Consider the following 23,611-nt stretch of genomic DNA (forward strand, 5'->3'; position numbering starts at 1 on the left):
GCGCCCGCCGAAGTGATCGCTCTGAATGAGCGTCTATGCGGTCTGGCGCAGGGAAACGTCCGGCGAGCCGGTCGGTTCCTGGTAGCGCCGCAACTGCCGCTCCAGTTCGTCGCGATATTTCCGCACGCTGGCCTGCTTGACGTGGCCATAGCCGCGCACGGTTTCGGCAAGGGCGGCGATTGTAGCCGCTTGCGCCAGCCTGTCGACGCTCAGGCCGGCCAGCAGCTGGATGACCGTGGCGCGGTACTCGGCCACCAGCGCGCGTTCCATGCGCCGCTCGGCGGTGTGGCCGAACGGGTCGAACCACGTGCCGCGCAGTCCCTTCAGGCGCGCCAGGGCTTTCATCAGGGTGAGGGTTCGGGGGCCCAGGGTGATCTTGCGCGGTGCGCCGGTGCGCGGGTCCTTGCGGGCCAGCAGCGGCGGGGCCAGGTGCAAGCGCAGGCTGTAGTCGCCCTCGAACTGGCTGTCGAGCTGGGCGCGGAAGGCGTCGTCGGTGTAGAGGCGCGCCACTTCGTATTCGTCCTTATAGGCCATCAGCTTGAACAGGCTGCGCGCCACTGCCATGGCCAGGCGTGGCGCGCGGGCTGCCGGCGCCAGCTCGCGTTCGCGCGCGGCCACCTGTTCGACCAGGTCGCGATAAGCCTGCGCGTACGCGGCGCTCTGGTAGGCGGTCAGGTCGGCAACGCGGCGCTCGACGGCGCGCTCGAACGACTCGGGAATGTGCAGCTGCACGACCTGGGCGGCCGGGCGCAGCGCCTGCGCCATGGATTGCGGCTCGTGGGCCGCCAGCCTTCCGGCGTCGAACGCGGCGCGGTTGGCCGCCACGGCCACGCCGTTCAGTTCGATGGCGCGCGCCAGCGCGGCCAGCGCGAGCGGCACGTCGCCGCGCTGCCAGGCATGGCCGAGCATGAACATGTTCGACAGGATGCTGTCGCCGAACAGGGCCTGCGCCGCCGCGTGCGCGTCCAGGGCCGCGACGTGCTCGCCGGCGGCGTGGCGGATCTTCGCCAGCAGGGCGTCGGCGCGCAGCGGCGCGTCGGGGTTGCGGGTGAAGTCCGATACCGGCGCCACATAGGTATTGACGGTGGTGCGAGTATGGTCGCGGCGCAGCGCGCCCAGTGAATCTGGCGCGACGGCAGCCACCGGGTCGCACAGGATGGCGGCATCGGCCTGCTGCCAGTCCAGCCGTACCGGCCCGTTGGCCGTGCCGGACGGCGCCAGGCGGATGTGGCTGACCACGGTGCCGCCTTTTTGCGCCAGGCCGGTGAGATCCAGCACGGCGGCCGACAGGCCTTGCAGGTGCGCGGCCATGGAGACGATGGCGCCAATGGTGATCACGCCGGTGCCGCCCATGCCGGCGACCAGCAGCCGGTACGGCGCCTCCAGCGGCGCCGGGCGCGGCTCGGGCAGCCGCGCGATGCGGGCGCGCAGGCGCTCGTGGTCGGCCGCCGGCGCGGCGCTCTTGCGCGGCTTGCCGCCCATGACCGAGACGAAGCTGGGGCAGAATCCCTCCACGCACGAATAGTCCTTGTTGCAGCTGGACTGGTCGATGGCGCGCTTGCGGCCGTAAGGGGTCTCCAGCGGCACTACCGACAGGCAATTCGACTGCACGCCGCAATCGCCGCAGCCCTCGCAGACGGCGCTGTTGATCAGCAGGCGGCGCGGCGGGTCCGGGAACTGGTTCTTCTTGCGGCGCCGGCGCTTCTCGGCCGCGCAGGTCTGGTCGTGGATCAGCACGGTGACGCCGGGCGTGGCGCGCAGCTCGCGCTGCACCGCGTCCAGGTCGCGGCGGTGGTGCACATCGATGCCGGTGCCCAGGGCGACGCCGCGGTATTTTTCCGGCTCGTCGGTGGTGACGACGATGCGCGCCACGTTCTCGCCGCGCAGCTGCTGGCAGATCTGCGGCACCGATATCGGCCCGTCGACCGGTTGGCCGCCGGTCATGGCCACGGCGTCGTTGAACAGGATCTTGTAGGTGATGTTGGCGCGCGCGGCCACGGCCTGGCGGATCGCCAGGTAGCCCGAGTGGTAATACGTGCCTTCGCCCATGTTCTGGAACACGTGCGGCATCTCTATATAGGGAGACAGGCCGATCCAGTCGGCGCCTTCGCCGCCCATCTGGGTCAGGCCGCCGGTGTCGCGGTCCATCCAGGCCGCCATGTAATGGCAGCCCACGCCGGCCAGCGCCTGGCTGCCTTCGGGCACCTTGGTGGAGGTGCTGTGCGGACAGCCCGAACAGAAGTAGGGGCGCCGGCGCATGCCGTCGGCGTCGTTGGAAAGCGGCGCCGGACACGCGAACGCTGCGGGCGCGGCGCCGCCCGGCATATGGCCCGCGCGGCGCAGCCACGCGGCCAGCGGGGCGGCCAGCAGCGACGGCCGCAATTGCCCGGCGGCCGGAATCAGCTCGGCGCCATCCAGCCCGGTCTTGCCGGCCACGCTGGGGCGTTGCGGCAGGTTGAACAGCAGGTCCTTGATCTGGCTTTCGACGACCGCGCCTTTTTCCTCGATGACCAGGATGTGCCGCAGGCCTTGCGCGAATTCGATCAGGCGCGGCCCGTCCAGCGGCCAGGTCAGGCCGGGCTTGTAGATGCGCACCGGCGCCTGGGCGCCGACGGTGTCCAGGCCCAGCCGATGCAGGGCCTCCATGGTGTCCAGGTGCGCCTTGCCCACCGTGACGATGCCGAGCGTGGCGCGCGGGGCCGCGCAGACCAGCCGGTCCAGCGAATGGCGGCGCGCGAACGCGCGCACCGCGCGCAACCGGCGGTGCATGCGCAGTTCGACCGCCGGCGACAGAAAGTCGCGCGCGGTGTATTCCAGTTGTTCGGCGGGCAGCTCCGGGTCGTCGGGCATCTCGTAGGCGGCCGGCGGCTCGAGCACGAACGACTGGCCGCATTCCACAGTTTCGGACACTGCCTTGAACGCGACCCATGCGCCGCTGTAGCGCGACAGCGCCCAGCCCCATAGCGCGAAGGTCTCGTATTCGTCGATGGACGCCGGGTGCACGATGGGCATGTGCCAGCCGATCAGCGATGCCTCGCTGGCATGCGGGATGGACGAGGAAACGGCGGTATGGTCGTCGCCGACCACCACCAGCACGCCGCCATGGCGCGAGGCGCCCGCCGCGTTGCCGTGGTGCAGCGCGTCGCCGGCGCGATCCACGCCGGGGCCCTTGCCGTACCACATGGCGAACACGCCATCGACCTTGCGGTCGGCGCGCACGCCGGCCTGTTGCGTACCCATGACGGCGGTGGCCGCCATGTCTTCATTGATGCCGGGCAGGAAGCTGACCTGGTTGTCCGCCAGCGCCTGCCCGGCCTTCCACATGGCCATGTCGACGCCGCCCAGCGGCGAGCCGCGATACCCGGAGACGAAGCCGGCGGTGTTCAGGCCGCGGTCGCGGTCGAGCCGGCGCTGCGTCAGCATCATGCGCACCAGCGCCTGCGTGCCGGTCAGGAACACCCGCCCGCTGGTGCGGGTGAGGTTGTCGCCGAGTTGATAGTCGAGGTCGATATGCGGGTCGACCGCGGGGGTGCCGTCCATGGCGTGTGCTCCAGTTCTTTCGACCATGATAGGTGCGTGGAGCCCGGCATTCATTGCGTTTTCGGATCGTGTAATCCCTATAATGCGAAACAAACATTTCGTTTGTGGCGAAAACAGGAGGCAACCCGATGGACAAGACCGATATCGGCATTTTGAAGGCGTTGCAGGAGGACGGGCGGGCCTCGGCGCAACAGCTGTCCGAGACGGTGGGGTTGTCGGCCGCGCCGGTCTGGCGGCGCGTCAAGGCGCTGGAGGCGAACAAGGTCATCACCGGCTACAGCGCGCAGGTCGACCGCAGCAAGGTGGGCCTGCAGGGGTGCATGTTCGCGCAGATCAGCCTGGAACGGCATTCGGCCGGCACGGTGGAAACGTTCGAGCGCTCGGTGCGCGATGCGCCGGAAATCCTCGAATGCTATGCCGTGACCGGCGATTCGGATTTCCTGTTGAAGATCCTGGTCGAGAGCCCGGAGGCCTACGACCGCTTCCTGCACCGTTTCCTGTTCAACCTGCCCGGCATCCGCCAGACCCGCACCATCGTGGTGCTGCGCGAACTCAAGCACGAGGTCCGCCTGCCGCTGTAGGCGCGCCGCCTCGCCATATAGAGCGGCGTGCCTGTCTCAGTGGGGCCAGGCACGCCTCGCCGCGGATGATCCGGGACAGGGCCCTCGGATACGGCGCCGGAAGCATCTGGACACGGTGTAACTGTTGCGCAATTGCACAAGGCCCCGCGCGCCATTGCTTTGTCTGTCGCCGCTCTTTAGAGTGCGTGCTGTCGTCGCGTCGGCAGTCCGGCAGGCGGCGCTGTCGTGTTTGTTTTGCGTGGTCCGAGGAAGTCATGAGTCGTGTGTCTATATCGCTGGTCGGCGCCCTGGGCGTGGCGCTGATGCTGGGCGGCTGTGCCGCCCGCAAGGAGTCTGCCGCCACCGCGCCGCGCGCGACGCCCGAGGCGCCCGAGGCGGTGGCATGCACGCCGGCCCAGGCCGGCGATCCGATGGTGGGAACCTGGTATTCGGTATCGCGCCAGCGCGGCTTTGCCGGCGACTTCCAGACATTGACGGTGCTGTCCGCCGACGGAACGATGCGTTATGAAACGCAACTGAAAGTTGGCCGCAAGACCCGGCCGGCCCTGCGCGAAACCGGCTGCTGGCACGTGGCCGATGGCATCTACACCATGCGGACCACGCAATCGAACGGCGAGCCCGTCGATGCGTCCGATCCCATCTACCAGAACCGCTACCGCGTCGAGAAGGTCGACAGCGGCAAGCTGACGCTGCGCGAACTCAAGCGCAACGGGCAGGCCGTCACGGCCCGCCGCATGCAGCCCGGCTACCGCCTGCCCTATTGAGGATTGTCGCCAGCGGCGCGCCATTCGGGTAAGGTGGCGGACTTCCCACGTCGCCGCCGCTACCCGCCATGTCGTTGTCGTCCGAAAGTCGAGCCATCCTGCTGTTGGCGTTGGCCGCCTTCGCCAGCTCCACCGCTTTCCGCATCTGCGACCCCATGCTGCCCCAGCTGGCGGCGGATTTCGCCACCACGACGGGGCAGGCCGCCTACGCGGTGACCGCGTTCGCCATCGCGTATGGCGTACTGCAGATGTTCTTCGGCCCGCTGGGCGATCGTTATGGCAAGTACCGCGTGGTGTGCATCGCCACCTTCGCGTGCGCGCTGGGCAGCGCCGCGGCCGTGCTGGCCGGTTCGCTGGACGCGCTGGTGGCTGCGCGGGCGCTGTCGGGCGCGGCCGGCGCCGGCGTGGTCCCGCTATCGATGGCCTGGATCGGCGACAACGTGCCCTACGAGCGGCGCCAGGCCACGCTGGCGCGCTTCCTGACCGGCACCATCCTGGGCATGGCGGCCGGCCAGCTGGTGGGCGGCCTGTTCGCCGACACGGTGGGCTGGCGCTGGGCGTTCGCGGTCCTGGTGGCCATCTACCTGGTGGTGGGCACGCTGCTGTACCGTGAGCTGCGCCGCCAGGCGGCCAGCGGCCAGACGGGCGCGGCCGGCGCGGCGCGTACCGGATTCGTGGCCCAGGCGCGCCTGGTGCTGGGCACCCCGTGGGCGCGTGTCGTGCTGGCCACGGTGTTTTTCGAGGGATTGCTGGTGTTCGGCACCCTGGCCTTCGCGCCGTCCTACCTGCACGCGCGCTTCGGCATTTCGCTGACCGCCGCCGGCGCACTGGTGGCGTCCTATGCGCTGGGCGGCCTGCTCTACACGCTGGTGGCCGGGCATGTGCTCAGGCGGCTGGGCGAGCGCGGACTGGCGCTGGCCGGCGGCCTGGTGCTGAGCGCGGCGTTCCTCTGTTATTGGCTCGGGCCGCAGTGGCTGTGGAGCCTGCCCGCCGGTGTGCTGGCCGGGTTCGGCTACTACCTGCTGCACGCCACCTTGCAGACCAACGCGACGCAGATGGTGCCGGCCGCGCGCGGCACCGCGGTGGCCTGGTTCGCGTCGTGCCTGTTCATGGGCCAGGCGGCCGGCGTGGCCCTGGCCGGCCTGGTGGTGGACGCAGCCGGCGCCGCCATGCTGTTCGGCATGACCGCGCTGCTGCTGCCGCTGCTGGGTTGCGGATTCGCCTGGGCGCTGCGCCGCCACGCGGCGGCGCAGACGGCGCAGGCGGCATAAGCGTCAGAGCGCCTGCAGGCGCGCCAGCACGGTTTCCTTGCCCAGCAGTTCCAGCACGGCGTCGACCGCCGGGGTCTGGGCCCGGCCCGTCACCGCGACGCGCAGCGGAATGCCCAGTTGCGGCATCTTCAGGCCGCGGTCGGCCAGCACGGCCTTGATCAGGGCGGAGATGGCGGCGCGGTTCCATTCGGTGTCGCGTGCGCGGGCGGCGAAATCGGCCAGGGCGGCGCGCGCCGTTTCGGTCAGGTGCTGGGCCGCCAGCTCGGCGGGAGCGGGCTGGTATTCGCCGCAGAACAGCATGGCGTCCTCGGCCAGTTGCTCCAGGGTTTCGGCGCGGTCTTTCAGCAGCCCCATGATGGCCGGCAGGTCGGCGGCCTGCGGCTTGCCGCCGCGGCGTTCGACGCGCGGCGCCACGCGGCCGGCCAGCTCGGCGTCGTCCATGCCCTTGATGTAATGGGCGTTGACCCAGTTCAGCTTCTTCGGGTCCCATTGCGAGGCCGACTTCGACAGGTGGCGGGTGTCGAACCACTCGACCAGCTGTTCGCGCGTGAACAATTCATCGTCGCCGTGGCTCCAGCCCAGCCGGGCCAGGTAGTTGACCATGGCTTCGGGCAGGTAGCCCTGGGCGTCGTATTCCATGACATTGACCGCGCCGTGCCGCTTGGACAGCTTTTCGCCGTCCGGCCCGAGAATCATCGGGACATGGCCGTATTCGGGCAGGGTGGCGCCCAGCGCGCGCAGGATGTTGATCTGGCGCGGCGTGTTGTTGACGTGGTCGTCGCCGCGCAGCACATGGGTGATGCCCATGTCCCAGTCGTCGACCACCACGCAGAAATTGTAGGTGGGCGTGCCGTCCGGGCGCGCGATGATCAGGTCGTCGAGCTCGCCGTTGTCGAAGCTGATCGGGCCCTTGACCATGTCGTTCCAGCTGGTGGCGCCGTCGATCGGGTTGCGGAAGCGGATCACGGGCTTGCGGTCGGCCGGCACCGGCGGCAGGGTCTTGCCGGGCTCGGGGCGCCAGGTGCCGTCGTAGCGCGGCTTCAGGCCCTTGGCGCGGGCGGCTTCGCGCATGGCGTCCACTTCCTCTGGCGAGCAATAGCAATGGTAGGCCGTGCCGGCCTCGAGCATGCCGGCCAGCACCTCGGCATAGCGGTCCATGCGCTTCATCTGGTAGAACGGGCCCTCGTCGGGCTGCATGCCCAGCCAGTCCATGCTGTCGAGGATGGCCTGCACGGCCTCGGGCGTGGAGCGTTCGACGTCGGTGTCTTCGATGCGCAGCACGAATACGCCCTGGTGATGGCGCGCGAAGGCCCAGGAGAACAGGGCGGTGCGGGCGCCGCCCAGGTGCAGGAAACCGGTGGGCGAGGGCGCGAAGCGGGTGCGCACGGGACGCGTAGCGTTGGCTGTCATAAAGGCATAGGGGCGCGGCCGCTCGGCGGACTGCGCCATCTCCATAAAAGAAGTGGCGAAACATGCGCCCGCCATGGATGTTGGCGGGCGGTATTGATACGATGAGTGCTATTTTAGATTAGCGCCCGGGATCAGATGCTGCGACACGTTCTCGCCCCGATGTTCGAGCCCGCTTCGCTGGTGGTCATCGCCGACCGCCTGTTGCCCGTGACCTCGGTGCTGCCGTCGGCCCTGCGGGCGCGTACCACGGTGGTACAGGCCGCGCCGGGGGCGGCGCCCGAGCTGCCGGCGGCCTGTGCCGGGGTGGCCGAGGGACAGCGTCCCGACCTGGCGCTGGTATGCGTGGCCCCCGGGGTGCTGCCCGAGACGCTGCGGCGCCTGGCGGCCCTGGCGCCGCGGGCCGTGATCCTGTTGCCTCACGAGCTGCCCGACCCGTATCCGCGCGGCACCCAGGCGCTGTGCCGCGCCTGGGCGGCCGAGAACCGCTGCGAACTGCTGGGGCCGCGCTCGTTCGGGGCGCAGCGTCCGCACGCCGGCCTGAACCTCAGCCAGCATCCGTCGCTGGCGCGCGCCGGGCGGGTGGCGCTGGTGGCGCAGTCGCGCTCCATCATGGCGGCGGTGATGGACTGGGCCGAAGACGTGCACATCGGGTTTTCCATCGCGGTATCGCTGGGCGACGAAGCGGTCGTGGGGCTGTCGCAGGTGCTCGATTACCTGGCCAGCGATTCCCGCACCGACAGCATCGTGCTGTATATCGAGGACGTGGGGCCGGCGCGCGAGTTCATGAGCGCGCTGCGCGCCGCCGCCAGCGTCAAGCCCGTCATCGTGCTCAAGGCCGGCCGCGCCGACGCCAACGGCGCCGATGCCGTGTTCGATGCCGCGCTGCGGCGCGCCGGGGCGGTGCGGGTGCGCTACTTCGTGCAGCTGTTCTCGGCCGTCAAGGTGCTGGGCTATACCCGGCGTCCGCGCGGCCGCCGGGTGGCGCTGTTCTCCAACGGCAGCGGCCCGCCGCAACTGGCGCTGGACCTCATCGGCCCGGACGCCGCGGTGCTGCAGGCGAAGCTGTCGCCGGCGACGCAGCGCACGCTGGCCGACATGCTGGAACCCGACGCCGCCACCGCCAATCCGGTCATTACCTATACGCCGCTTACGCCCGAGCGCATCCAGGCCATCCTGGACTGCCTGCTCGACGACGCCGGCGTGGATGGCGTGCTGGTGCTGCTTGCGCCCGACGCGCTGGCCGACATGCCGGCGGTGGCGCGCCAGCTGGCGCAGCTGGCGCCGCGCGCGCGCAAGCCGGTGGTCAGCTGTTTCATGGGCGACGCGGGCATGCGGCCGTTGCGCCGCATGCTCGACGATGCCGGCACCTCGGCGTTTCGCACGCCCGAATCGGCCGCCGACGCATTCGGCGTGCTGGCCACCCATCACTACAACCAGCAATTGCTGCTGCAGACCCAGCCGCCCGAGCCGCCCGGCCTGCTGCCCGACAGCGCCGGCGCGCGCGACATCATGGGGCAAGCGCGCGCGCAAGGGCGGCGCGAGCTGGATCCCATCGAGGCGCGCGCGCTGCTCGATGCCTTCTACGTGCCGCTGCGCGAAGGCCCGCTGGGCGTGCGCCCGATCGAGGCCGAATCGCGCCCGATGGCGATCCGCGTGCGGCGCGATCCGCATTTCGGCCCGGTCATCCGCTTCGGCGCGGGCGGGCCCGACGCGGTCCTGTCGGGCGCCGACCGGGGCATGGACCTGCCGCCGCTCAACGGCTTCCTGGCGCGCCAGATGATAGAGCGCAGCCGGCTGTGGCGCCGCGTGCTGGCGCCGCAGGTCACCAACGCCGCCGCCGAGGCCTTGCAGCACGCGCTGGTGCAGGTCTCGGAGATGGTGTCCGAACTGCCCGATATCGAGTCGGTGGATATCGATCCCCTGTACGCCGGGGAAACCCAGCTGCGCGCCGGCGGCTTGCGCATCGTGCTGTGCGAGCGCGAGGCCACCGTGTCGCCGCAGCTCAGCGGCTACGCCCACATGGCGATCCATCCCTATCCGGCGCGCCTGGTGCAGGCGCGCCGTTTCGACGATGGCACGCCCTGGGTCATCCGCCCGATCCGGCCCGAGGACGGCGAGCCGCTGCAGGAGTTCATTCGCGGGCTGTCCGAGCGCTCGCGCTACATGCGCTTCGTCTCGATGATGCGCGAGCTGACGCCGCGCATGGTGGCGCGCTATACCCAGGTGGACTATCACCGCGAACTGGCCCTGGTGGCCGCCACGCAGGTGCCCAACCCGGCCAACCGGGGCCACCCGCGCGAAGTCATCATCGGCTTCGCGCACTACCTGCGCAACCCGGACGGGCGCGGCGCCGAGTACGCGTTGGTCATCGGCGACGACTGGCAGCGCCGCAAGCTGGGCGGCCAGCTGATGAGCGCGCTCATCGACGCGGCGCGCGAGCAGGGGCTGGAATACATAGACGGGCTGGTGCTGTCGACCAACCGGCCGATGCTGACACTGATGACGCGGCTGGGCTTTACCAACGACGCAGACCCCGAGGACCCGACCATGCGGCGTGTCTGGCTGCAGCTGCGCGAGCCGGACGCGCCGGCCTAGTCGGTGTCGGCCGCCACCGCCTTGCGGTCGACCGGTCGTTCGAAATACCACTGGGCCGCGTTGTGTACGTGGCGCGCCGCCAGCAGGCTGGCGAGGTCGGCATCGCCGGCGGTGACGGCCTGCAGGATGCCCGCGTGTTCGTCCAGGATGTCGGCCGCCCGTGTCACGCTGTTGCGGGCGAACAGCAGGGCGGTGCGGTCGCGCAGCGAGCGCATCAGGTCCTGCAGCACGGCGTTGGTGCTCACGCCGCCCAGCAGTTCGTGGAAATGCCGATTCTGCTCCACCAGGGCGGCGGTGTCGCCGCGTTCGCAGGCGTGCGCGCCGTCGCGGATGGCGCGGTCCATGTCGGCCACTTGCTGGGGGTTGCGGCGCTGCGCGGCCAGGCGGGCGTTCAGGGCTTCGAGGGTGGCGCGCACTTCGACGATGTCGCGCGCATGCTCGGGCGACAGGCTGGCCACGGAGGCGCCGCGCCGGGGTTCGATGCGCACCAGGCCGGCGGCGGCCAGGGCGCGCAGCGCCTCGCGCACCGGAATGCGCGAAACGCCCATTTCCTCGGCCAGGTCGCCCTCGACCAGGCGTTCGCCCTGGGCATAGGCGCCGCTCAGGATGCGTTTGCGCAGGGTTTCCTGCACCAGGGCGAACAGCGGCGAATGTTGGCTGCCTAGGGTCATCGTCGTGATCCGGGCGGAGCGCGGATTATCCAAGCCTGCGATGGTCGGTAGTCAAACCGTATACCGTATTCAATGAAAACGCAACAAGGGAAATCCTGATTGTCGAATCTTGCGCGGGCATCCCTGGTTTTGATGGAAGTTCATTGATTTTAATGAATAAAATTCCGTATTGCCTTGCTTGGTCCATTGTGTCTAAATTCGGAATTTAAGAATATAGTATACGTTCGTGGTGGTTCGTTCCGGCGCCGTTCGCGTGCCGGCCTTGTTGCACAACAAGCGCAAATCAGGGGGTAGTCATGGGCCAGCAAGTTGTCATTACTGCGGCGCATTGGATGTATCTGCTGGGCGTGGTCGTCATCGTGATCACGATGATCTTTCGCGCCAACGTCGTCGTTCCATCCCTGCTGGGTACGTTGCTGGTCGGCATCGCCTTCGGCGGCAGCGTCGTCAGCGGCGTGACGGCCGTGTTCAACGCCAGCTTCATGGCGGCCAAGGAGCTCTTCAACATATTCCTGGTCATCGCATTCATGACCGCCCTGCTCAACGCGCTCAAGACGCTGGGCTCGGACGTGCGCATGGTGCAGCCCTTCCGGGCCGTCATGACCAACGGCCATATCGCATTCGTCGTGCTGGCGCTGGCCACCTATCTCATCTCGCTGTTCTTCTGGCCCACGCCGGCCGTGCCCCTGGTGGCCGCCATCCTGCTGCCCGCGGCCATCGCCGCCGGCCTGCCGCCGCTGGGCGCGGCCTGTGCCATCGCCATCGCCGGGCAGGGCATGGCCCTGTCGTCCGACTATGTCATCGGCGTCGCGCCCGGCATCAGCGCCAAGGCCGCCGGCGTGGCCACCGCCCTGGTTGCCGAACGCACGCTGATCCTGTCGCTGGTGACCGGCATCGTCGCGCTGGTGCTGGCCTATGTCGGCATGCGCCGGCAGATCCAGGCGCCCAGCGAAGCGCTGCTCGACGCCTGGCAGCGGCGCGCGGTGGTCGTGCCCGAATCGGTCGAGGAGTCGGGCACCATGGACAAGGGCGAACTGGCCGCCGCCGTCGATTACGACAGCGGCTCGGTGCCGCTGGGCAAGCAGGGCTGGTCGCGCCTGTTCGCCATCGTCACCCCGGTGGTCTTCCTGCTGGTGGTGCTGGTCATGGTGGCGCCGCGGCTGTTTCCCTCGCTGCCGGCGCTGCGCGGCGGCGAAGCGGCGGCCCTGGTGGGCGGCGCCGCGGCGCTGCTGATGGTGGCCGCCACCGCCGTCGGCGTGCCTGGACGCGATTTCCTCAACACGGCCGCCGACCACGTCACCGACGGCTTTGTCTTCGCGTTCAAGGCCATGGGCTCGGTGCTGCCCATCGCCGGCTTCTTCTTCCTCGGCGCGCCCGACCAGGCCGCCGGCATCCTCGGCGTCGAGCCGGGCCATGCGCCCAACCTGCTGTTCGACCTGCTGCAGGCCGCGCAGGGCTGGATTCCCAACAGCCACCTGGTCGTCGCCTTCGGCGTGCTCATCGTCGGGGTCATCACCGGTATCGACGGCTCGGGCTTTTCCGGCCTGCCGCTGACCGGCGCCTTGTCCGGCGCGCTGGGCGCGACCGCCGGCGTGGACGCCGCTACCCTGGCCGCGGTGGGCCAGATGGGAGCGGTCTGGACCGGCGGGGGCACCCTGGTGGCCTGGTCGTCGCTGATCGCGGTGGCGGGCTTTGCCCGCGTGCCGGTGCTGGAGCTGGTGCGCAAGCTGTTCGGGCCGGTGGTGCTGGGCCTGATCGTCTCCACCGTGGCGGCGGTGATGTTCATGACCTGAGGCCGCGGCGGCGCCGGGCCGGGCAGGCCGGCGCCGCCGGATGAGGCAGGCGGGGCGCGACGGCATACACTGTCGGTCGATCCTGTCTTTCGCGATCCTCTGCGATCCGCCTTATTGTGACCAACACGTCTTTTTCCTCCCTGCCTCTTCTGCCCGCCTTGCTCGACAACCTGCAAGGCCTGGGCTTCGAACAGATGACGCCGATCCAGGCGCAAAGCCTGCCGCTCATCCTGGAAGGCCGCGACCTGATCGCGCAAGCCAAGACCGGCAGCGGCAAGACCGCCGCATTCGGCCTGGGCGTGCTGCAGAACCTGGACGTCAACCGCCTGGCGCCGCAGGCGCTGGTGCTCTGTCCCACCCGCGAACTGGCCGACCAGGTGGCCCAGGAGCTGCGCCGGCTGGCCCGCCTGATTCCCAACGTCAAGGTGCTGACGCTGTGCGGCGGCGCCGCCGCGCGTCCCCAGGCCGAATCGCTGGCGCGCGGCACGCATCTGGTGGTGGGTACGCCCGGCCGCATCCAGGACCACCTGGCGCGCGGCAGCCTGGACTTGTCCACGCTGAACACGCTGGTGCTGGACGAGGCCGACCGCATGGTGGACATGGGGTTCTACGACGACATCGCCGCCATTGCCTCGCATTGCCCGGCCAGGCGGCAGACCCTGCTGTTCTCGGCCACCTACCCCGACAACATCCGCAAGCTGAGCGCCCGCTTCCTGCGCAATCCGGCCGAAATCAAGGTGGAGGCCCAGCACGACGCCAGCCGCATCGAGCAGCTCTTCTTCGAGATCGACGAAGGCCAGAGGCTGGATGCCGTGGCGGCGCTGCTGGCCCACTTCCGCCCGGCGTCCACGCTGGCGTTCTGCAACACCAAGATCCGCAGCCACGACCTGGTCGAACGCCTGCGCGCCCAGGGCATCAGCGCCCAGGCGCTCAACGGCGACCTGGAGCAGCGCGAGCGCGATGAAATCCTGATCCAGTTCGCCAACCAGAGCTGCGCCGTGCTGGTCGCCACCGACGTGGCCGCCCGCGGGCTGGACATCCAGAACCTGGGCGCGGTCATCAACGTGGACGTGACCAAGGACACCGAAGTCCACGTGCACCGCATCGGCCGCAGCGGCCGCGGCGACCAGAAAGGGCTGGCGCTGAGCCTGTGTTCGCCCGAGGAAATGCGCTGGGCCAACCTCATCGAGCAATACCAGGGCGCCCCGCTGAAATGGGCCGACCTCGGCTCGCTGCGGCCCAAGTCCGACCGCCCCTTGCGCGCGCCCATGATCACCCTGTGCATCCAGGGCGGCAAGAAGGACAAGCTGCGTCCCGGCGACCTGCTGGGCGCCCTGACCGGTGACGGCGGGCTGGCGTTCGAGCAGGTCGGCAAGATCAACATCACCGAATTCAACGCCTATGTGGCGCTGGACCGCCAGGTCGCCAAGCAGGCCTTCGCGCGCCTGTCCAACAGCAATATCAAGGGACGGCGGTTCCGCATGCGCTTCCTGGAAGAGTTCTGAGCCCGGCGGGCCGAGGCGCGCGAGCGCGGCGCTAGAATGGACGGATCCATGCGCCGGCCGCGAGCGTCGCCCGGCGCATGGACGAACCGGCCAGGGAGGCGATCCATGCGAATCAGACTGAACAGCATCTTTGTCGACGACCAGGACAAGGCGCTGCGTTTCTATACCGACGTGCTGGGGTTCACCAAGAAGCACGATATCCCGGCCGGCGCGGCGCGCTGGATCACCGTGGTGTCGCCGGAAGGGCCCGACGACCTGGAGCTGGTGCTGGAGCCGAACGGGCATCCCGCCGCGAGCGCCTACCAGGCTGCCCTGCGCCAGGACGGGATACCGGTCACCGCGTTCGAAAGCGCGGATATCCACGCCGAGGTGCGGCGGCTCAAGGACCGGGGCGTGGCGTTCACGATCGACCCCACGCCGGCCGGCCCGGCCACGATCGCCATCTTTTCCGACACCTGCGGCAACCTGATACAGCTGTACCAGGTCGGGCGCTGAGCGGCGCCGGCTCAGGCGATGCGGCGCGCCTCGTCCGCCGCGGCCAGCCTGGCGCTGGCCTCGTCCACCGACAGCACGTCGCCGAAGAACAGCATCCAGCCATGCAGGGCGTTTTCGTGCTCGGCGGGCGTGACCGCCGCCAAGGCATCGTCGACCATGATGGTGCGGAAGTCGCGCATCATCGCGTCGCGGGCGGTCGATTCGCAGCAGACATTGGTGACCGTGCCGGCGATCAGCAGCGTGTCGATGCCGCGGCCGCGCAGCAGCGGCTCCAGCTCCGACGAGCCGGGAGCCATGGCGCTGTAGAAGCGCTTGGTCACGCGTACGTCTTCGGCGCGGGCGTCCATGTCGGGGTGCAGCGCGTAGCCCTCGCTGTCGCGCTTGAGCGTCTCCAGCCGGCGCTTGCTGCGTTCGGGCGTCAGCATCACGCCATGGTGGTGCGACCAGAACGAGTCGGCATGGTCGGAGGCGGTCTGCACCCAGACCACGCTGCCGCCGGCGGCGCGCACCGCGGCGCACAGCCGGTTGATGGGCTGCACGATGGCGCGCGCGGCCGCGCATTCGCCCTGGTAGCCGGGCAGGGTGAAGTAGCGCTGCATGTCGATGACGACGGCGGCGGTGCGGGGGCCGGGCAGGCTATCGTAGGGATGCAGGCAGCCCTGGCGCGCCTGTACGCGGTCGATGACCCATTGGGGAAATTCCATGGTGTGGGTGCTCCTCAGGCGTAGCGGCGCGCAACGGCCGCTTCCAGGCGATAGATCGCCAGGTACATCACGCTGGAAATCAGCGCCAGGAGGGTGATGGCGGTCATGACGATGTTCAGCTTGAAGATCTGGCTGCCGTTCATGATCAGGAAGCCCAGGCCGAGGTCGGCGGACTGGAATTCGCCCACGATCACGCCCACCAGGGCCAGCCCGATGTTCATCTTCACGGCGGCGATCAGCGTGGGCACGCTGCCGGGCAGGATGACCTTGGTCAGCACCTGCCAGCGCGAGGCGCCAAAGGTATACGCCAGTTTCATCTTGTTCGGATCCACGCCGCGAAAGCCCGCGTAGACGACCATGATGGTGACGAACACGGCGATCGCCACCGCCATGCCGTAGACCGCGTAGTCGGATCCCAGCCACAGGTAGAAGATCGGCACGAAGGCGATCTTGGGCATGGCGTTGGCCACGACCAGGAAGGGATCGATCACCTTGTAGAGAAAGTCCGACCACCACAGCGCCGCCGCCACGGCCACGCCGATCAGCATGCTCAGCCCGAAGCCGACCAGCGTGGCCATGACCGTGGCGGCGATGTGGCGCGGCAGGTTGCCATGGTTCCACAGTTCGAAGAACGTGGGCCACAGCGCGCTGGGATAGCTGGTCAGCAGCGGATTGAGGACGTGCATGCGCGGCAGGATTTCCCATGCGCACAGGAACAGGACCAGCAGCATCAGCTGGGCCAGGCGCACGTGGTGCTTGCGGCGCCGGTCGCGGCGCAGGTATTCCTGGTATTTCTCGCTGGGCGCGTGCGCGGGGCGCAGGGCGAGCGTGTTGGCGGCAGGCGCGGTCATGGTTACCCCTCCACGTGTACGTCGAGCTCTTCCCACAGCTGCTCGAAGTAAGTGTTGAATTCCGGGCGCGAGCGGGCCTGGAACGGCGTCGGGCGCGGCTCGGCGAAGTTGATGCGGTACTGGCTCTTGAGGCGGCCCGGGCGGCGCGACAGCACGATGACGCGGTCGGTCATGGCGATGGCTTCGCCGATGTCGTGCGTCACCAGCACCACGGTCTTGCGTTCGCGGCGCAGGATGTCCACCACCTCGTCCGAGATCGCCAGGCGCGTCTGCGAGTCCAGCGCCGAGAACGGCTCGTCGAGCAGGATGACGTCGGGCTCGGTTACCAGCGTGCGCGCCAGCGCGGCGCGCTGGCGCATGCCGCCCGACAGCTGGCGCGGCGTGTGCTCCAGGAACGCGCCCAGCCCGCATTTCTCCAGCAGGTGCACGGCGCGCGCCTCGCTGCGGGCGTCGCGCCGGCCCTGGATCTCGGCGCCCAGCATGACGTTGTCCAGGATGGTGCGCCACTCGAAGAGATAGTCCTGCTGCAGCATGTAGCCGATGCGCGGCGAGGGCCGCGTGACCGGCGTTCCGTCGACCAGCACGGCGCCCGAGGTCGGCGGGATCAGCCCGGCGATCAGTGACAGCAGCGTGCTCTTGCCGCAGCCGCTCTGGCCTATCAGGCTGACGAATTCGCCTGGCGCGAGCGAGAACGACACCTTGGACAGGGCCTCGGTCTCGCCCTCGGGCGTGAAGTAGCTCAGGCTGACCTCGCGCAGTTCGATCTTGGCCGCGGCCGGCGCCGGCATCAGGTTGTGCACGACCGCGCTCATGGCTTGGCCTGCCTGGCGAACTCGGGCATCACCACGTCTTCGTACTTGACGCGCGCCGCGTCCTTCATCACCGCGCTGGCGATCAGCATGTCCTGCAACTGGTTCATGGCTTCGGGCGTCACCAGCGGCGTGGTCTTCCAGATCTGGTATTGCTTGTAGCGCTCGATGGCATCGATGATGCCCTGCTGCTCCAGGCCCGGGAAGAAGCTGGCGATCTGCGGCGCCAGCGTGGCCGCCGGCGTGTCCTGCACGTATTTCTCGGCGCGCGCCACCACGTTGGTCCAGGCCTGGATCACCTTGGGGTTGTCGCGGATGTACTTGTCGGTGGAGGTGAACACGGTGTAGTCGACCTGGCCGACTTCGTGCCCGACCGAGGCCACGATGTGGCCCTTGCCGTTGCGCACCAGCTCGCCCGCCTCGGGCTCAAGGAAGATGCCGTACTCGCCCTGGCCGGCCATCCAGGCGCCGGCGCGCGCCGGAATGCCGATCTGGTTCAGCAGCTTGACGTCCTTCTGCGGATCGATGCCGTGCTTGCGCAGCACGGTCTCCAGGAAGACCAGCGGGTTGGACCCTTGCCGGAAGCCGATGATTTCCTTGCCCTTGACCATCGACCAGTCGAACTTGTCGATGGGCTTGCGCGACAGCAGGAAAAAGCCGTCGGTGGCGGTCAGGCCGGCGAATATCTTGGGCTTGACCGGCGATTCGCTGTTCTGCACGTAGATCGACGCTTCCGGGCCGATCAGCACGATGTCGGCGCTGCCCGAGAGCAGGGCGGTCATGCCCTTGTCGGTGCCCTGCGACGTCTTCATCGAGACGTCCAGCCCGGCGTCCTTGAAATAGCCCTGCGAGAGGGCCACGTACTTGGGCACGTACAGGATGGAGCGCACCACTTCTTCGTAGCGGACTTTGACCGGCGGATTCAGCGGCTGGGCGGCGGCCAGGCCGGACCCGAGCAGGCCGGCCAGCATGCCGGCGGCAAGCAGCCGGCGCGCGAAAGGCGAGGATGGGGATTTCACGGGCACTTCCTCCTGCGTTCTGACAGCCATGCCCGGAGTCGGCGCATGGCCATACGGGGTAGAGGGATGAAACAGGAAGGCCTGGGACCGCTACTGAAGTAGGCCTGACTACATTTTGGATACTATATTCAAAAATGGCGGGCCCACAAGTGTTTTGGGATTAGCGTTTTCCTCTATGGAAACAGTCTACGTCTCTCGATGGAGGGACGGAGCAGTATTTCTTGCTGTATACAGTTCTGGTTCAGCGCAGCACTTCCCGCAAGAACGCGCCGATGTCGGCGACTTCTTCCAGGCAGACCGAATGCGGCATGGGGTAGGTGTGCCAGCGCACGTCGTAGCCCAGCGCCTGCAGGTGCGCGCGCGAGGCGTCGGCGCGCTCGGGCGCGACGACCGGGTCGTACAGGCCGTGGGCCAGGAAGATGGGCGTGGCCGCGTTGGCGGGATGGCGCTCGGCGGCGGCGCTGTCGAGCAGCGGCAGATAGCCGGACAGGCCCATCATGCCCGCCAGTTGTTGGTCCAGCCGCAGGCCCGTGTGCAGCGTCATGGCGCAGCCTTGCGAAAAGCCGGCCAGCACGATCTTCGAGGCGGGAATGCCGCGCTCGTTCTCGCGCGCGATCAGGGCGCGCACCGCGGCCTCCGAGGCGCGGATGCCCGCGGCGTCCTCGCGGCGCACCAGGTCCGTCACCAGGATGTCGTACCACGAGCGCATCGCCATGCCGCCGTTGATGGTGACCGGCTGCACGGGGGCGTTGGGGAACACGAAGCGCACGGCCAGGCCATCGAGCCGCAGCTCGGGCACGATGGGCACGAAATCGTTGCCGTCGGCGCCCAGGCCATGCAGCCAGATCACGGCATGGGTGGGGTTGGGCGCGGTTTCGAGTTCGATGCAGTCCAGGAGATCGGTTTGGGCGGTCATGGGTCGGGGCGGCTCAGGCCGAAAGGTTCTTGAGGGCCTGGAACAGGGCCCGGTACTGTTTGCGCTGCGGTTCCTGGCCCTGCGACAGGGCGGCGTTGGCGGCGGCTTCCTTGCGGGCGGCGCGGATCAGCGCGCGCAGGTGCTGGATGTCGGCGTCGGGGTTGCGCTGCAGCACGGCGGTCAGGGCGTCGTCGTCCTTGAGCAGCCGCTCGCGCAGCGTTTCCAGGCGGTGCATGGCGGCGGTTTCCTCGCGCGAGCCATTGCGCCAGGTATCGAGCTGGGCGCGGATGGCCTCGGCCGGCGCGCTGCGCATCAGCTTGCCCACGAAGTGGATCTGGCGCCGGCGGCCTTCGCGGCCGGTGGTGCGCTGGGCTTCGCGGATCGCCTCGTACAGCCGTTCTTCGAGCGGCAGCTGGCGCAGCCGTTCGGGCGAGAGCTCGACCAGCTCCTTGCCGAGGTCCAGCAGCGCGTGCATTTCGCGCTTGACCTGGGATTTGCTGGGGCGGTCGTATTCGGAATCGTCGAAATTTTCTTCGCCGACGGGTTCTTGGGAATGGGAACTCATGGGAAACTGCGTAGAGACGGACTTGGCTATGATAACCGTCTCAGCAAACTGGACAGCAATGGTCAATTCTTCAAACTCCTTGCCGATCGCGGCGAACCACGCGCGATTCTCCGAACTGGTCGAGCAGGTGCTCGCCTATGCCCGCCAAGCCGGCGCCAGCGACGCCGCGGCCGAAGTCTCCGAAAGCCTGGGGCTGTCGGTTTCCGTGCGCAAGAACGATATCGAGACGGTCGAGCAGACGCGCGACCGCTCGCTCGACCTGACCGTCTACGCCGGCCAGAGCCGCGGCTCGGCCTCGACCTCGGATTTCTCCGAGCAGGCCCTGCGCGAAACAGTCGAGGCCGCCTGGCACATCGCCCGCCATACCGCGGCCGATCCGGCCGCCGGCCTGCCCGACGCCGACCTGCTGGCCACCGAGTTCCCGGACCTGGGCCTGCACTATCCGTGGCCAGTCACCACCGAAGAGGCGGCCGAGCTGGCGCTGCGCGCCGAGCGCGCGGCCCGCGAAGTCGATGCGCGCATCACCAATACCGACGGCGCGTCGGTGGCCTCGTACGAAGGCCAGTTCGTCATGGGCAACACCCGCGGCTTCCTGGGCGGCTACCCCTATTCGCGCCACAGCCTGTCGGTGGCGCCGATCGCCGGGCGCGGCAACAACATGCAGCGCGACTACTGGTACACCTCCGACCGCAACCCCAACCGGCTGGCCGCGCCCGAAGTGGTCGGCCGCTATGCGGCCGAGCGCACGCTGTCGCGTCTGTCGGCGCGCCGCCTGCGCACCGGCAAGTTCCCGGTGCTGTTCGAGGCCCCGCTGGCGCTGGGCCTGCTGGGCGCCTTCACCCAGGCCGCCAACGGCGGCGCGCTGTATCGCAAGGCCACCTTCCTGGTCGATGCGCTGGGCAAGCCGATCTTCGCCGACCATATCGACGTGTCCGAGAACCCGCACATTCCGGGCGCCATGGGCAGTTCGCCGTTCGACGACGAGGGCGTGCGCACGCGCGCGCGCAGCGTGGTCAGCGCCGGCGTGCTCGAAGGCTATTTCCTGTCGTCCTATACGGCGCGCAAGCTGGGCATGGCCACCACGGGCAACGCCGGCGGCTCGCACAACCTGACGCTGTCCTCGCGCCTGACGCGGCCCGGCGACGACTTCGAGGCCATGCTGCGCAAGCTGGGCACCGGCCTGCTGGTCACCGAGCTGATCGGCCAGGGGGTGAACTACGTGTCGGGCGACTACTCGCGCGGCGCGTTCGGCTATTGGGTCGAGAACGGCAAGATCCAGCATGCCGTGCAGGAAATCACGATCGCCGGCAACCTGGTCGACATGTTCCGCCATATCGTCGCCGTGGGGGCCGACGCGATCTCGCGCGGCACCAAGACCACGGGGTCCATCCTGATCGAGCAAATGTCGGTGGCGGGCACCTGATCGTCCTCCAGCAGGCGCCGGCAGGGTGCCTGTCCCCGTGGGGACAGGCACTGTCCTGGCAGGCGTATGACGGGGTGCCTGTCCCGGCGGGGACAGGCACCCTCGCCATGCGGGGGCAGGCTTCTCGCCATGCGCAGGCGGGCTCCTGTCGTTCCCGCGCCATTCACGGCGCGCCCGCCCGGCGGAGAGACGGATTTTTGCGGCGCAGCATCGACGCGGCCTCGGCGGCGCAAGGCCGGCATCTTGATAAAACCCCATCAACAGGACGTATGACAACGTGTAATATCCGGCGGGTATTGCTTATTTCTCAAAATCCGTAGCATCAGGAGGAGCCTGAAGATGCAACGTCGTTCATTTCTCAAGCACGCCGGTCTCGGCGCGGTCGCAGGCAGCGCCGCGGTCGCCGCGCCGGTCTTCGCGCAGGACGCGCCCACGCTCAACTGGCGCATGGCGTCCAGCTTCCCGCGCAGCCTGGACACCCTGTTCGGCACGGGCGAAATCTTCGTCAAGTTCGTGTCCGAGGCCACCGGCGGCAAGTTCAATATCCGCCAGTTCCCCGGCGGCGAAATCGTCCCGGCCCTGCAGGTGATGGACGCGGTGTCGAACAACACCATCGAATGCGGCCACACCGTCTCGTACTACTACTACGGCAAGGATCCGGCCTACTGCTTCGACTCGGCCGTGCCGTTCGGCCTGAACGCGCGCCAGATGAATGCCTGGATGTTCGACGGCGACGGCATGAAGCTGACCCGCGAAATGTTCAAGCCGCTGAAGATCGTCAACTTCCCGATGGGCAATACCGGCGTGCAGATGGGCGGCTGGTATCGCAAGGAAATCAAGTCGCCGGACGACCTCAAGGGCCTGAAGATGCGCACCGCCGGCTTTGCCGGCGAGGTGCTCTCGCGCATGGGCGTGGTGCCGCAGCAGCTGGCCGGCGGCGACGTGTACCCGTCGCTGGAGAAGGGCACGCTGGACGCGGTCGAGTTCGTCGGCCCGTACGACGACGAGAAGCTGGGCTTCAACAAGGTCGCCAAGTACTACTACTACCCGGGCTGGTGGGAAGGCGGTCCGCAGGTGTCGCTGTACCTGAACGAAGGCGCCTGGGAAGGCCTGCCCAAGAACTACCAGGCCATCGTCGAGGCCGCCAGCCGCGTCGCCCACGTGGCCATGACCTCGCGCTACGACGCGCTCAACCCGCCCGCGCTGCGCAAGCTGATCGCCGGCGGCGCCGAGCTGCGCGCGTTCCCGCGCTCGGTCATGGACGCGTCCTATGAGGCCGCCCTGACCGTGTACAAGGAGTTCTCGGACAAGGACCCGAAGTTCAAGGCTATCTACGAGAACTACATGGGTTTCCGCGACAGCGTGGTGCCCTGGTTCCGTCTCGCCGAAGGGTCGTACGACCAATATCTCGGCGTGGCGATGGCCGGCAGGAAGTAAGCCGGCCGCCGTTTCGGTCCGGCCAGGGGCCGCCCTTCGGGGCGGCCCCTGCTGTTTGGGCGCAACGCCTGCGGCGCGCTTGCCCATTATTTGAGCAGCTGTGCTAGAATGGCCGACTTTCCCTTTGTTTGACTTTTTGCACGGGCGGGTAATAACGCTTAGGCGGGAAGGGCATGCGGCAGGGCCTTGGGGGTTTGCGGGTATTTCCCGGCAAGCATTTCCGGCATCTGGCGATTTGGGAAAAAACTTTGCCGGATGTCCTGGCAAAGCAAATATTTTTATCTAGGAACCATCATGAAGACCTTTGTGGCCAAGCCGCATGAAGTCAAGCGTGACTGGTTTGTGATCGACGCCAAGGGCAAGGTCCTCGGTCGTGTGGCCAGCGAAGTCGCACACCGTCTGCGTGGCAAGCACAAACCCGAATTCACGCCGCACGTTGATACCGGCGATTACATCGTCATCATCAACGCTGCCGATATCGTTGTCACGGGCAACAAGGCGCAAGACAAGAAGTACTTCCGCCACACCACCTACCCCGGTGGCATCCGTGAAACGAACTTCGAGAAAATGCAGCAGCGTTTTCCCGGCCGCGCTATCCAGAAGGCTGTCAAGGGCATGCTGCCCAAGGGTCCGCTGGGCTACGCCATGATCAAGAAACTCAAGGTGTACGCCGGTGCCGAGCACCCGCACACTGCTCAGCAGCCCAAGCCGCTGGAATTCTAAGGAAACGCCATGATCGGTAACTGGAACTACGGAACCGGCCGTCGCAAAACCTCGGTGGCTCGTGTTTTCATCAAGAAGGGTTCGGGCAAGATCGTCGTCAACGGCAAGCCTGTCGACGAGTTCTTCGCTCGCGAAACCGGCCGCATGATCGTGCGCCAGCCGCTCGAACTGACCGGCCATCTCGAGTCGTTCGACATCAAGGTCAACGTGCACGGTGGCGGTGAAACCGGCCAGGCCGGCGCGGTGCGTCACGGCATCACGCGCGCCCTGATCGACTACGACGCGGCGCTCAAGCCCGCGCTGTCGCAAGCTGGTTTCGTCACGCGAGACGCGCGAGAAGTCGAACGCAAGAAAGTCGGCTTCCGCAAGGCACGTCGGCGCAAGCAGTTCAGCAAGCGCTAATGTCCCGCAAAAAGGCCGCGAAAGCGGCCTTTTTGCTTATGGCGCCCCGGTTTCGGGCGTCTTGCAGTGCGGCGCGGAACTCCGCGCCGGTCGTCCGGTCGGAAACGGGGTGGCGGCGCGTACCCATTGCGCGGCCT

At 68.3% G+C, this 23,611-nt stretch carries 20 protein-coding genes; 11 read left to right on the forward strand and 9 right to left on the reverse strand.

Features of this window, described 5'->3' with window-relative positions:
* Nucleotides 1-33: 33 nt before the first annotated feature.
* On the reverse strand, nt 34-3,540 hold the full coding sequence (locus EL288_RS03090) for an indolepyruvate ferredoxin oxidoreductase family protein (RefSeq protein WP_033459002.1): 3,507 nt from the start codon (nt 3,538-3,540) through the stop codon (nt 34-36).
* A 128-nt stretch (nt 3,541-3,668) separates the two neighbouring features.
* Between EL288_RS03090 and EL288_RS03095 the strand changes: the two genes are divergently transcribed.
* From EL288_RS03095 to EL288_RS03105, 3 genes are all read left to right on the forward strand, one after another.
* Nucleotides 3,669-4,121, forward strand: coding sequence for an Lrp/AsnC family transcriptional regulator (locus EL288_RS03095; RefSeq protein ID WP_003814925.1), 453 nt, complete (start codon nt 3,669-3,671; stop codon nt 4,119-4,121).
* Between the two features lie 254 nt (nt 4,122-4,375).
* Entirely contained in the window at nt 4,376-4,885 is a 510-nt protein-coding gene (locus EL288_RS03100) for a lipoprotein (RefSeq protein ID WP_003814922.1), read from the forward strand.
* A 68-nt stretch (nt 4,886-4,953) separates the two neighbouring features.
* Nucleotides 4,954-6,156, forward strand: coding sequence for an MFS transporter (locus EL288_RS03105; RefSeq protein WP_003814920.1), 1,203 nt, complete (start codon nt 4,954-4,956; stop codon nt 6,154-6,156).
* Between the two features lie 3 nt (nt 6,157-6,159).
* Here EL288_RS03105 and gltX read toward each other — a convergent pair whose 3' ends face one another.
* A complete protein-coding gene (gltX, locus tag EL288_RS03110; protein ID WP_003814917.1) occupies nt 6,160-7,605 on the reverse strand; it encodes a glutamate--tRNA ligase in 1,446 nt (481 codons plus the stop codon).
* Nucleotides 7,606-7,701: 96 nt separating this feature from the next.
* Between gltX and EL288_RS03115 the strand changes: the two genes are divergently transcribed.
* On the forward strand, nt 7,702-10,161 hold the full coding sequence (locus EL288_RS03115) for a bifunctional acetate--CoA ligase family protein/GNAT family N-acetyltransferase (protein ID WP_003814915.1): 2,460 nt from the start codon (nt 7,702-7,704) through the stop codon (nt 10,159-10,161).
* Here the strand turns inward: EL288_RS03115 and EL288_RS03120 are convergent.
* Entirely contained in the window at nt 10,158-10,832 is a 675-nt protein-coding gene (locus EL288_RS03120; protein ID WP_003814914.1) for a GntR family transcriptional regulator, read from the reverse strand. The genes EL288_RS03115 and EL288_RS03120 overlap by 4 nt on opposite strands.
* A 296-nt stretch (nt 10,833-11,128) precedes the next feature.
* On the opposite strand from EL288_RS03120, the gene EL288_RS03125 reads away from it, so the two are divergent.
* The 3 genes from EL288_RS03125 (at nt 11,129) to EL288_RS03135 (ending at nt 14,625) form a co-directional block, all read left to right on the forward strand.
* A complete protein-coding gene (locus tag EL288_RS03125; protein ID WP_003814912.1) occupies nt 11,129-12,625 on the forward strand; it encodes a membrane protein in 1,497 nt (498 codons plus the stop codon).
* Between the two features lie 116 nt (nt 12,626-12,741).
* A complete protein-coding gene (gene dbpA, locus EL288_RS03130; protein WP_003814910.1) occupies nt 12,742-14,130 on the forward strand; it encodes an ATP-dependent RNA helicase DbpA in 1,389 nt (462 codons plus the stop codon).
* Nucleotides 14,131-14,235: 105 nt separating this feature from the next.
* Nucleotides 14,236-14,625, forward strand: a complete 390-nt coding sequence (locus EL288_RS03135) for a VOC family protein (RefSeq protein ID WP_003814908.1) — start codon at nt 14,236-14,238, stop codon at nt 14,623-14,625.
* 11 nt (nt 14,626-14,636) lie between these two features.
* Here EL288_RS03135 and EL288_RS03140 read toward each other — a convergent pair whose 3' ends face one another.
* The 6 genes from EL288_RS03140 to yjgA all read right to left on the reverse strand — a co-directional run bounded on the left by EL288_RS03140 (nt 14,637) and on the right by yjgA (nt 19,489).
* Entirely contained in the window at nt 14,637-15,329 is a 693-nt protein-coding gene (locus tag EL288_RS03140) for an isochorismatase family cysteine hydrolase (RefSeq protein WP_003814906.1), read from the reverse strand.
* 14 nt (nt 15,330-15,343) lie between these two features.
* Nucleotides 15,344-16,180 (reverse strand): ABC transporter permease, encoded by an 837-nt coding sequence (locus EL288_RS03145; RefSeq protein WP_003814904.1) that lies wholly within the window; start codon nt 16,178-16,180, stop codon nt 15,344-15,346.
* 2 nt (nt 16,181-16,182) lie between these two features.
* Nucleotides 16,183-16,992, reverse strand: coding sequence for an ABC transporter ATP-binding protein (locus tag EL288_RS03150; RefSeq protein WP_003814902.1), 810 nt, complete (start codon nt 16,990-16,992; stop codon nt 16,183-16,185).
* A complete protein-coding gene (locus tag EL288_RS03155; RefSeq protein WP_003814901.1) occupies nt 16,989-18,038 on the reverse strand; it encodes an ABC transporter substrate-binding protein in 1,050 nt (349 codons plus the stop codon). The genes EL288_RS03150 and EL288_RS03155 overlap by 4 nt, the downstream gene beginning before the upstream one ends.
* Nucleotides 18,039-18,249: 211 nt before the next feature.
* Nucleotides 18,250-18,924, reverse strand: coding sequence for an alpha/beta hydrolase (locus EL288_RS03160; RefSeq protein ID WP_003814899.1), 675 nt, complete (start codon nt 18,922-18,924; stop codon nt 18,250-18,252).
* A gap of 13 nt (nt 18,925-18,937) precedes the next feature.
* Complete coding sequence (yjgA, locus tag EL288_RS03165) at nt 18,938-19,489, reverse strand: ribosome biogenesis factor YjgA (RefSeq protein ID WP_003814897.1); 552 nt, start codon at nt 19,487-19,489, stop codon at nt 18,938-18,940.
* 58 nt (nt 19,490-19,547) lie between these two features.
* Between yjgA and pmbA the strand changes: the two genes are divergently transcribed.
* The 4 genes from pmbA (at nt 19,548) to rpsI (ending at nt 23,474) form a co-directional block, all read left to right on the forward strand.
* A complete protein-coding gene (pmbA, locus tag EL288_RS03170; protein ID WP_003814895.1) occupies nt 19,548-20,912 on the forward strand; it encodes a metalloprotease PmbA in 1,365 nt (454 codons plus the stop codon).
* Between the two features lie 339 nt (nt 20,913-21,251).
* Nucleotides 21,252-22,349, forward strand: a complete 1,098-nt coding sequence (locus tag EL288_RS03175; RefSeq protein ID WP_003814893.1) for a TRAP transporter substrate-binding protein — start codon at nt 21,252-21,254, stop codon at nt 22,347-22,349.
* A gap of 294 nt (nt 22,350-22,643) precedes the next feature.
* Nucleotides 22,644-23,072, forward strand: coding sequence for a 50S ribosomal protein L13 (gene rplM, locus EL288_RS03180; protein ID WP_010927106.1), 429 nt, complete (start codon nt 22,644-22,646; stop codon nt 23,070-23,072).
* A 9-nt stretch (nt 23,073-23,081) separates the two neighbouring features.
* Nucleotides 23,082-23,474 (forward strand): 30S ribosomal protein S9, encoded by a 393-nt coding sequence (rpsI, locus tag EL288_RS03185; protein ID WP_003814889.1) that lies wholly within the window; start codon nt 23,082-23,084, stop codon nt 23,472-23,474.
* Nucleotides 23,475-23,611 lie beyond the last annotated feature (137 nt).

Origin of the sequence: Bordetella bronchiseptica (genome assembly GCF_900636925.1) — a bacterium.
Classification (GTDB): domain Bacteria; phylum Pseudomonadota; class Gammaproteobacteria; order Burkholderiales; family Burkholderiaceae_B; genus Bordetella; species Bordetella pertussis.

Coding starts and splice junctions, on each gene's coding strand:
- EL288_RS03090 (WP_033459002.1), bottom strand. CDS start 3,540: ATGGACGGCACCCCCGCGGTCGACCCGCATATCGACCTCGACTATCAA.
- EL288_RS03095 (WP_003814925.1), top strand. CDS start 3,669: ATGGACAAGACCGATATCGGCATTTTGAAGGCGTTGCAGGAGGACGGG.
- EL288_RS03100 (WP_003814922.1), top strand. CDS start 4,376: ATGAGTCGTGTGTCTATATCGCTGGTCGGCGCCCTGGGCGTGGCGCTG.
- EL288_RS03105 (WP_003814920.1), top strand. CDS start 4,954: ATGTCGTTGTCGTCCGAAAGTCGAGCCATCCTGCTGTTGGCGTTGGCC.
- gltX (WP_003814917.1), bottom strand. CDS start 7,605: ATGGCGCAGTCCGCCGAGCGGCCGCGCCCCTATGCCTTTATGACAGCC.
- EL288_RS03115 (WP_003814915.1), top strand. CDS start 7,702: ATGCTGCGACACGTTCTCGCCCCGATGTTCGAGCCCGCTTCGCTGGTG.
- EL288_RS03120 (WP_003814914.1), bottom strand. CDS start 10,832: ATGACCCTAGGCAGCCAACATTCGCCGCTGTTCGCCCTGGTGCAGGAA.
- EL288_RS03125 (WP_003814912.1), top strand. CDS start 11,129: ATGGGCCAGCAAGTTGTCATTACTGCGGCGCATTGGATGTATCTGCTG.
- EL288_RS03135 (WP_003814908.1), top strand. CDS start 14,236: ATGCGAATCAGACTGAACAGCATCTTTGTCGACGACCAGGACAAGGCG.
- EL288_RS03140 (WP_003814906.1), bottom strand. CDS start 15,329: ATGGAATTTCCCCAATGGGTCATCGACCGCGTACAGGCGCGCCAGGGC.
- EL288_RS03145 (WP_003814904.1), bottom strand. CDS start 16,180: ATGACCGCGCCTGCCGCCAACACGCTCGCCCTGCGCCCCGCGCACGCG.
- EL288_RS03150 (WP_003814902.1), bottom strand. CDS start 16,992: ATGAGCGCGGTCGTGCACAACCTGATGCCGGCGCCGGCCGCGGCCAAG.
- EL288_RS03155 (WP_003814901.1), bottom strand. CDS start 18,038: ATGGCTGTCAGAACGCAGGAGGAAGTGCCCGTGAAATCCCCATCCTCG.
- EL288_RS03160 (WP_003814899.1), bottom strand. CDS start 18,924: ATGACCGCCCAAACCGATCTCCTGGACTGCATCGAACTCGAAACCGCG.
- yjgA (WP_003814897.1), bottom strand. CDS start 19,489: ATGAGTTCCCATTCCCAAGAACCCGTCGGCGAAGAAAATTTCGACGAT.
- pmbA (WP_003814895.1), top strand. CDS start 19,548: ATGGTCAATTCTTCAAACTCCTTGCCGATCGCGGCGAACCACGCGCGA.
- EL288_RS03175 (WP_003814893.1), top strand. CDS start 21,252: ATGCAACGTCGTTCATTTCTCAAGCACGCCGGTCTCGGCGCGGTCGCA.
- rplM (WP_010927106.1), top strand. CDS start 22,644: ATGAAGACCTTTGTGGCCAAGCCGCATGAAGTCAAGCGTGACTGGTTT.
- rpsI (WP_003814889.1), top strand. CDS start 23,082: ATGATCGGTAACTGGAACTACGGAACCGGCCGTCGCAAAACCTCGGTG.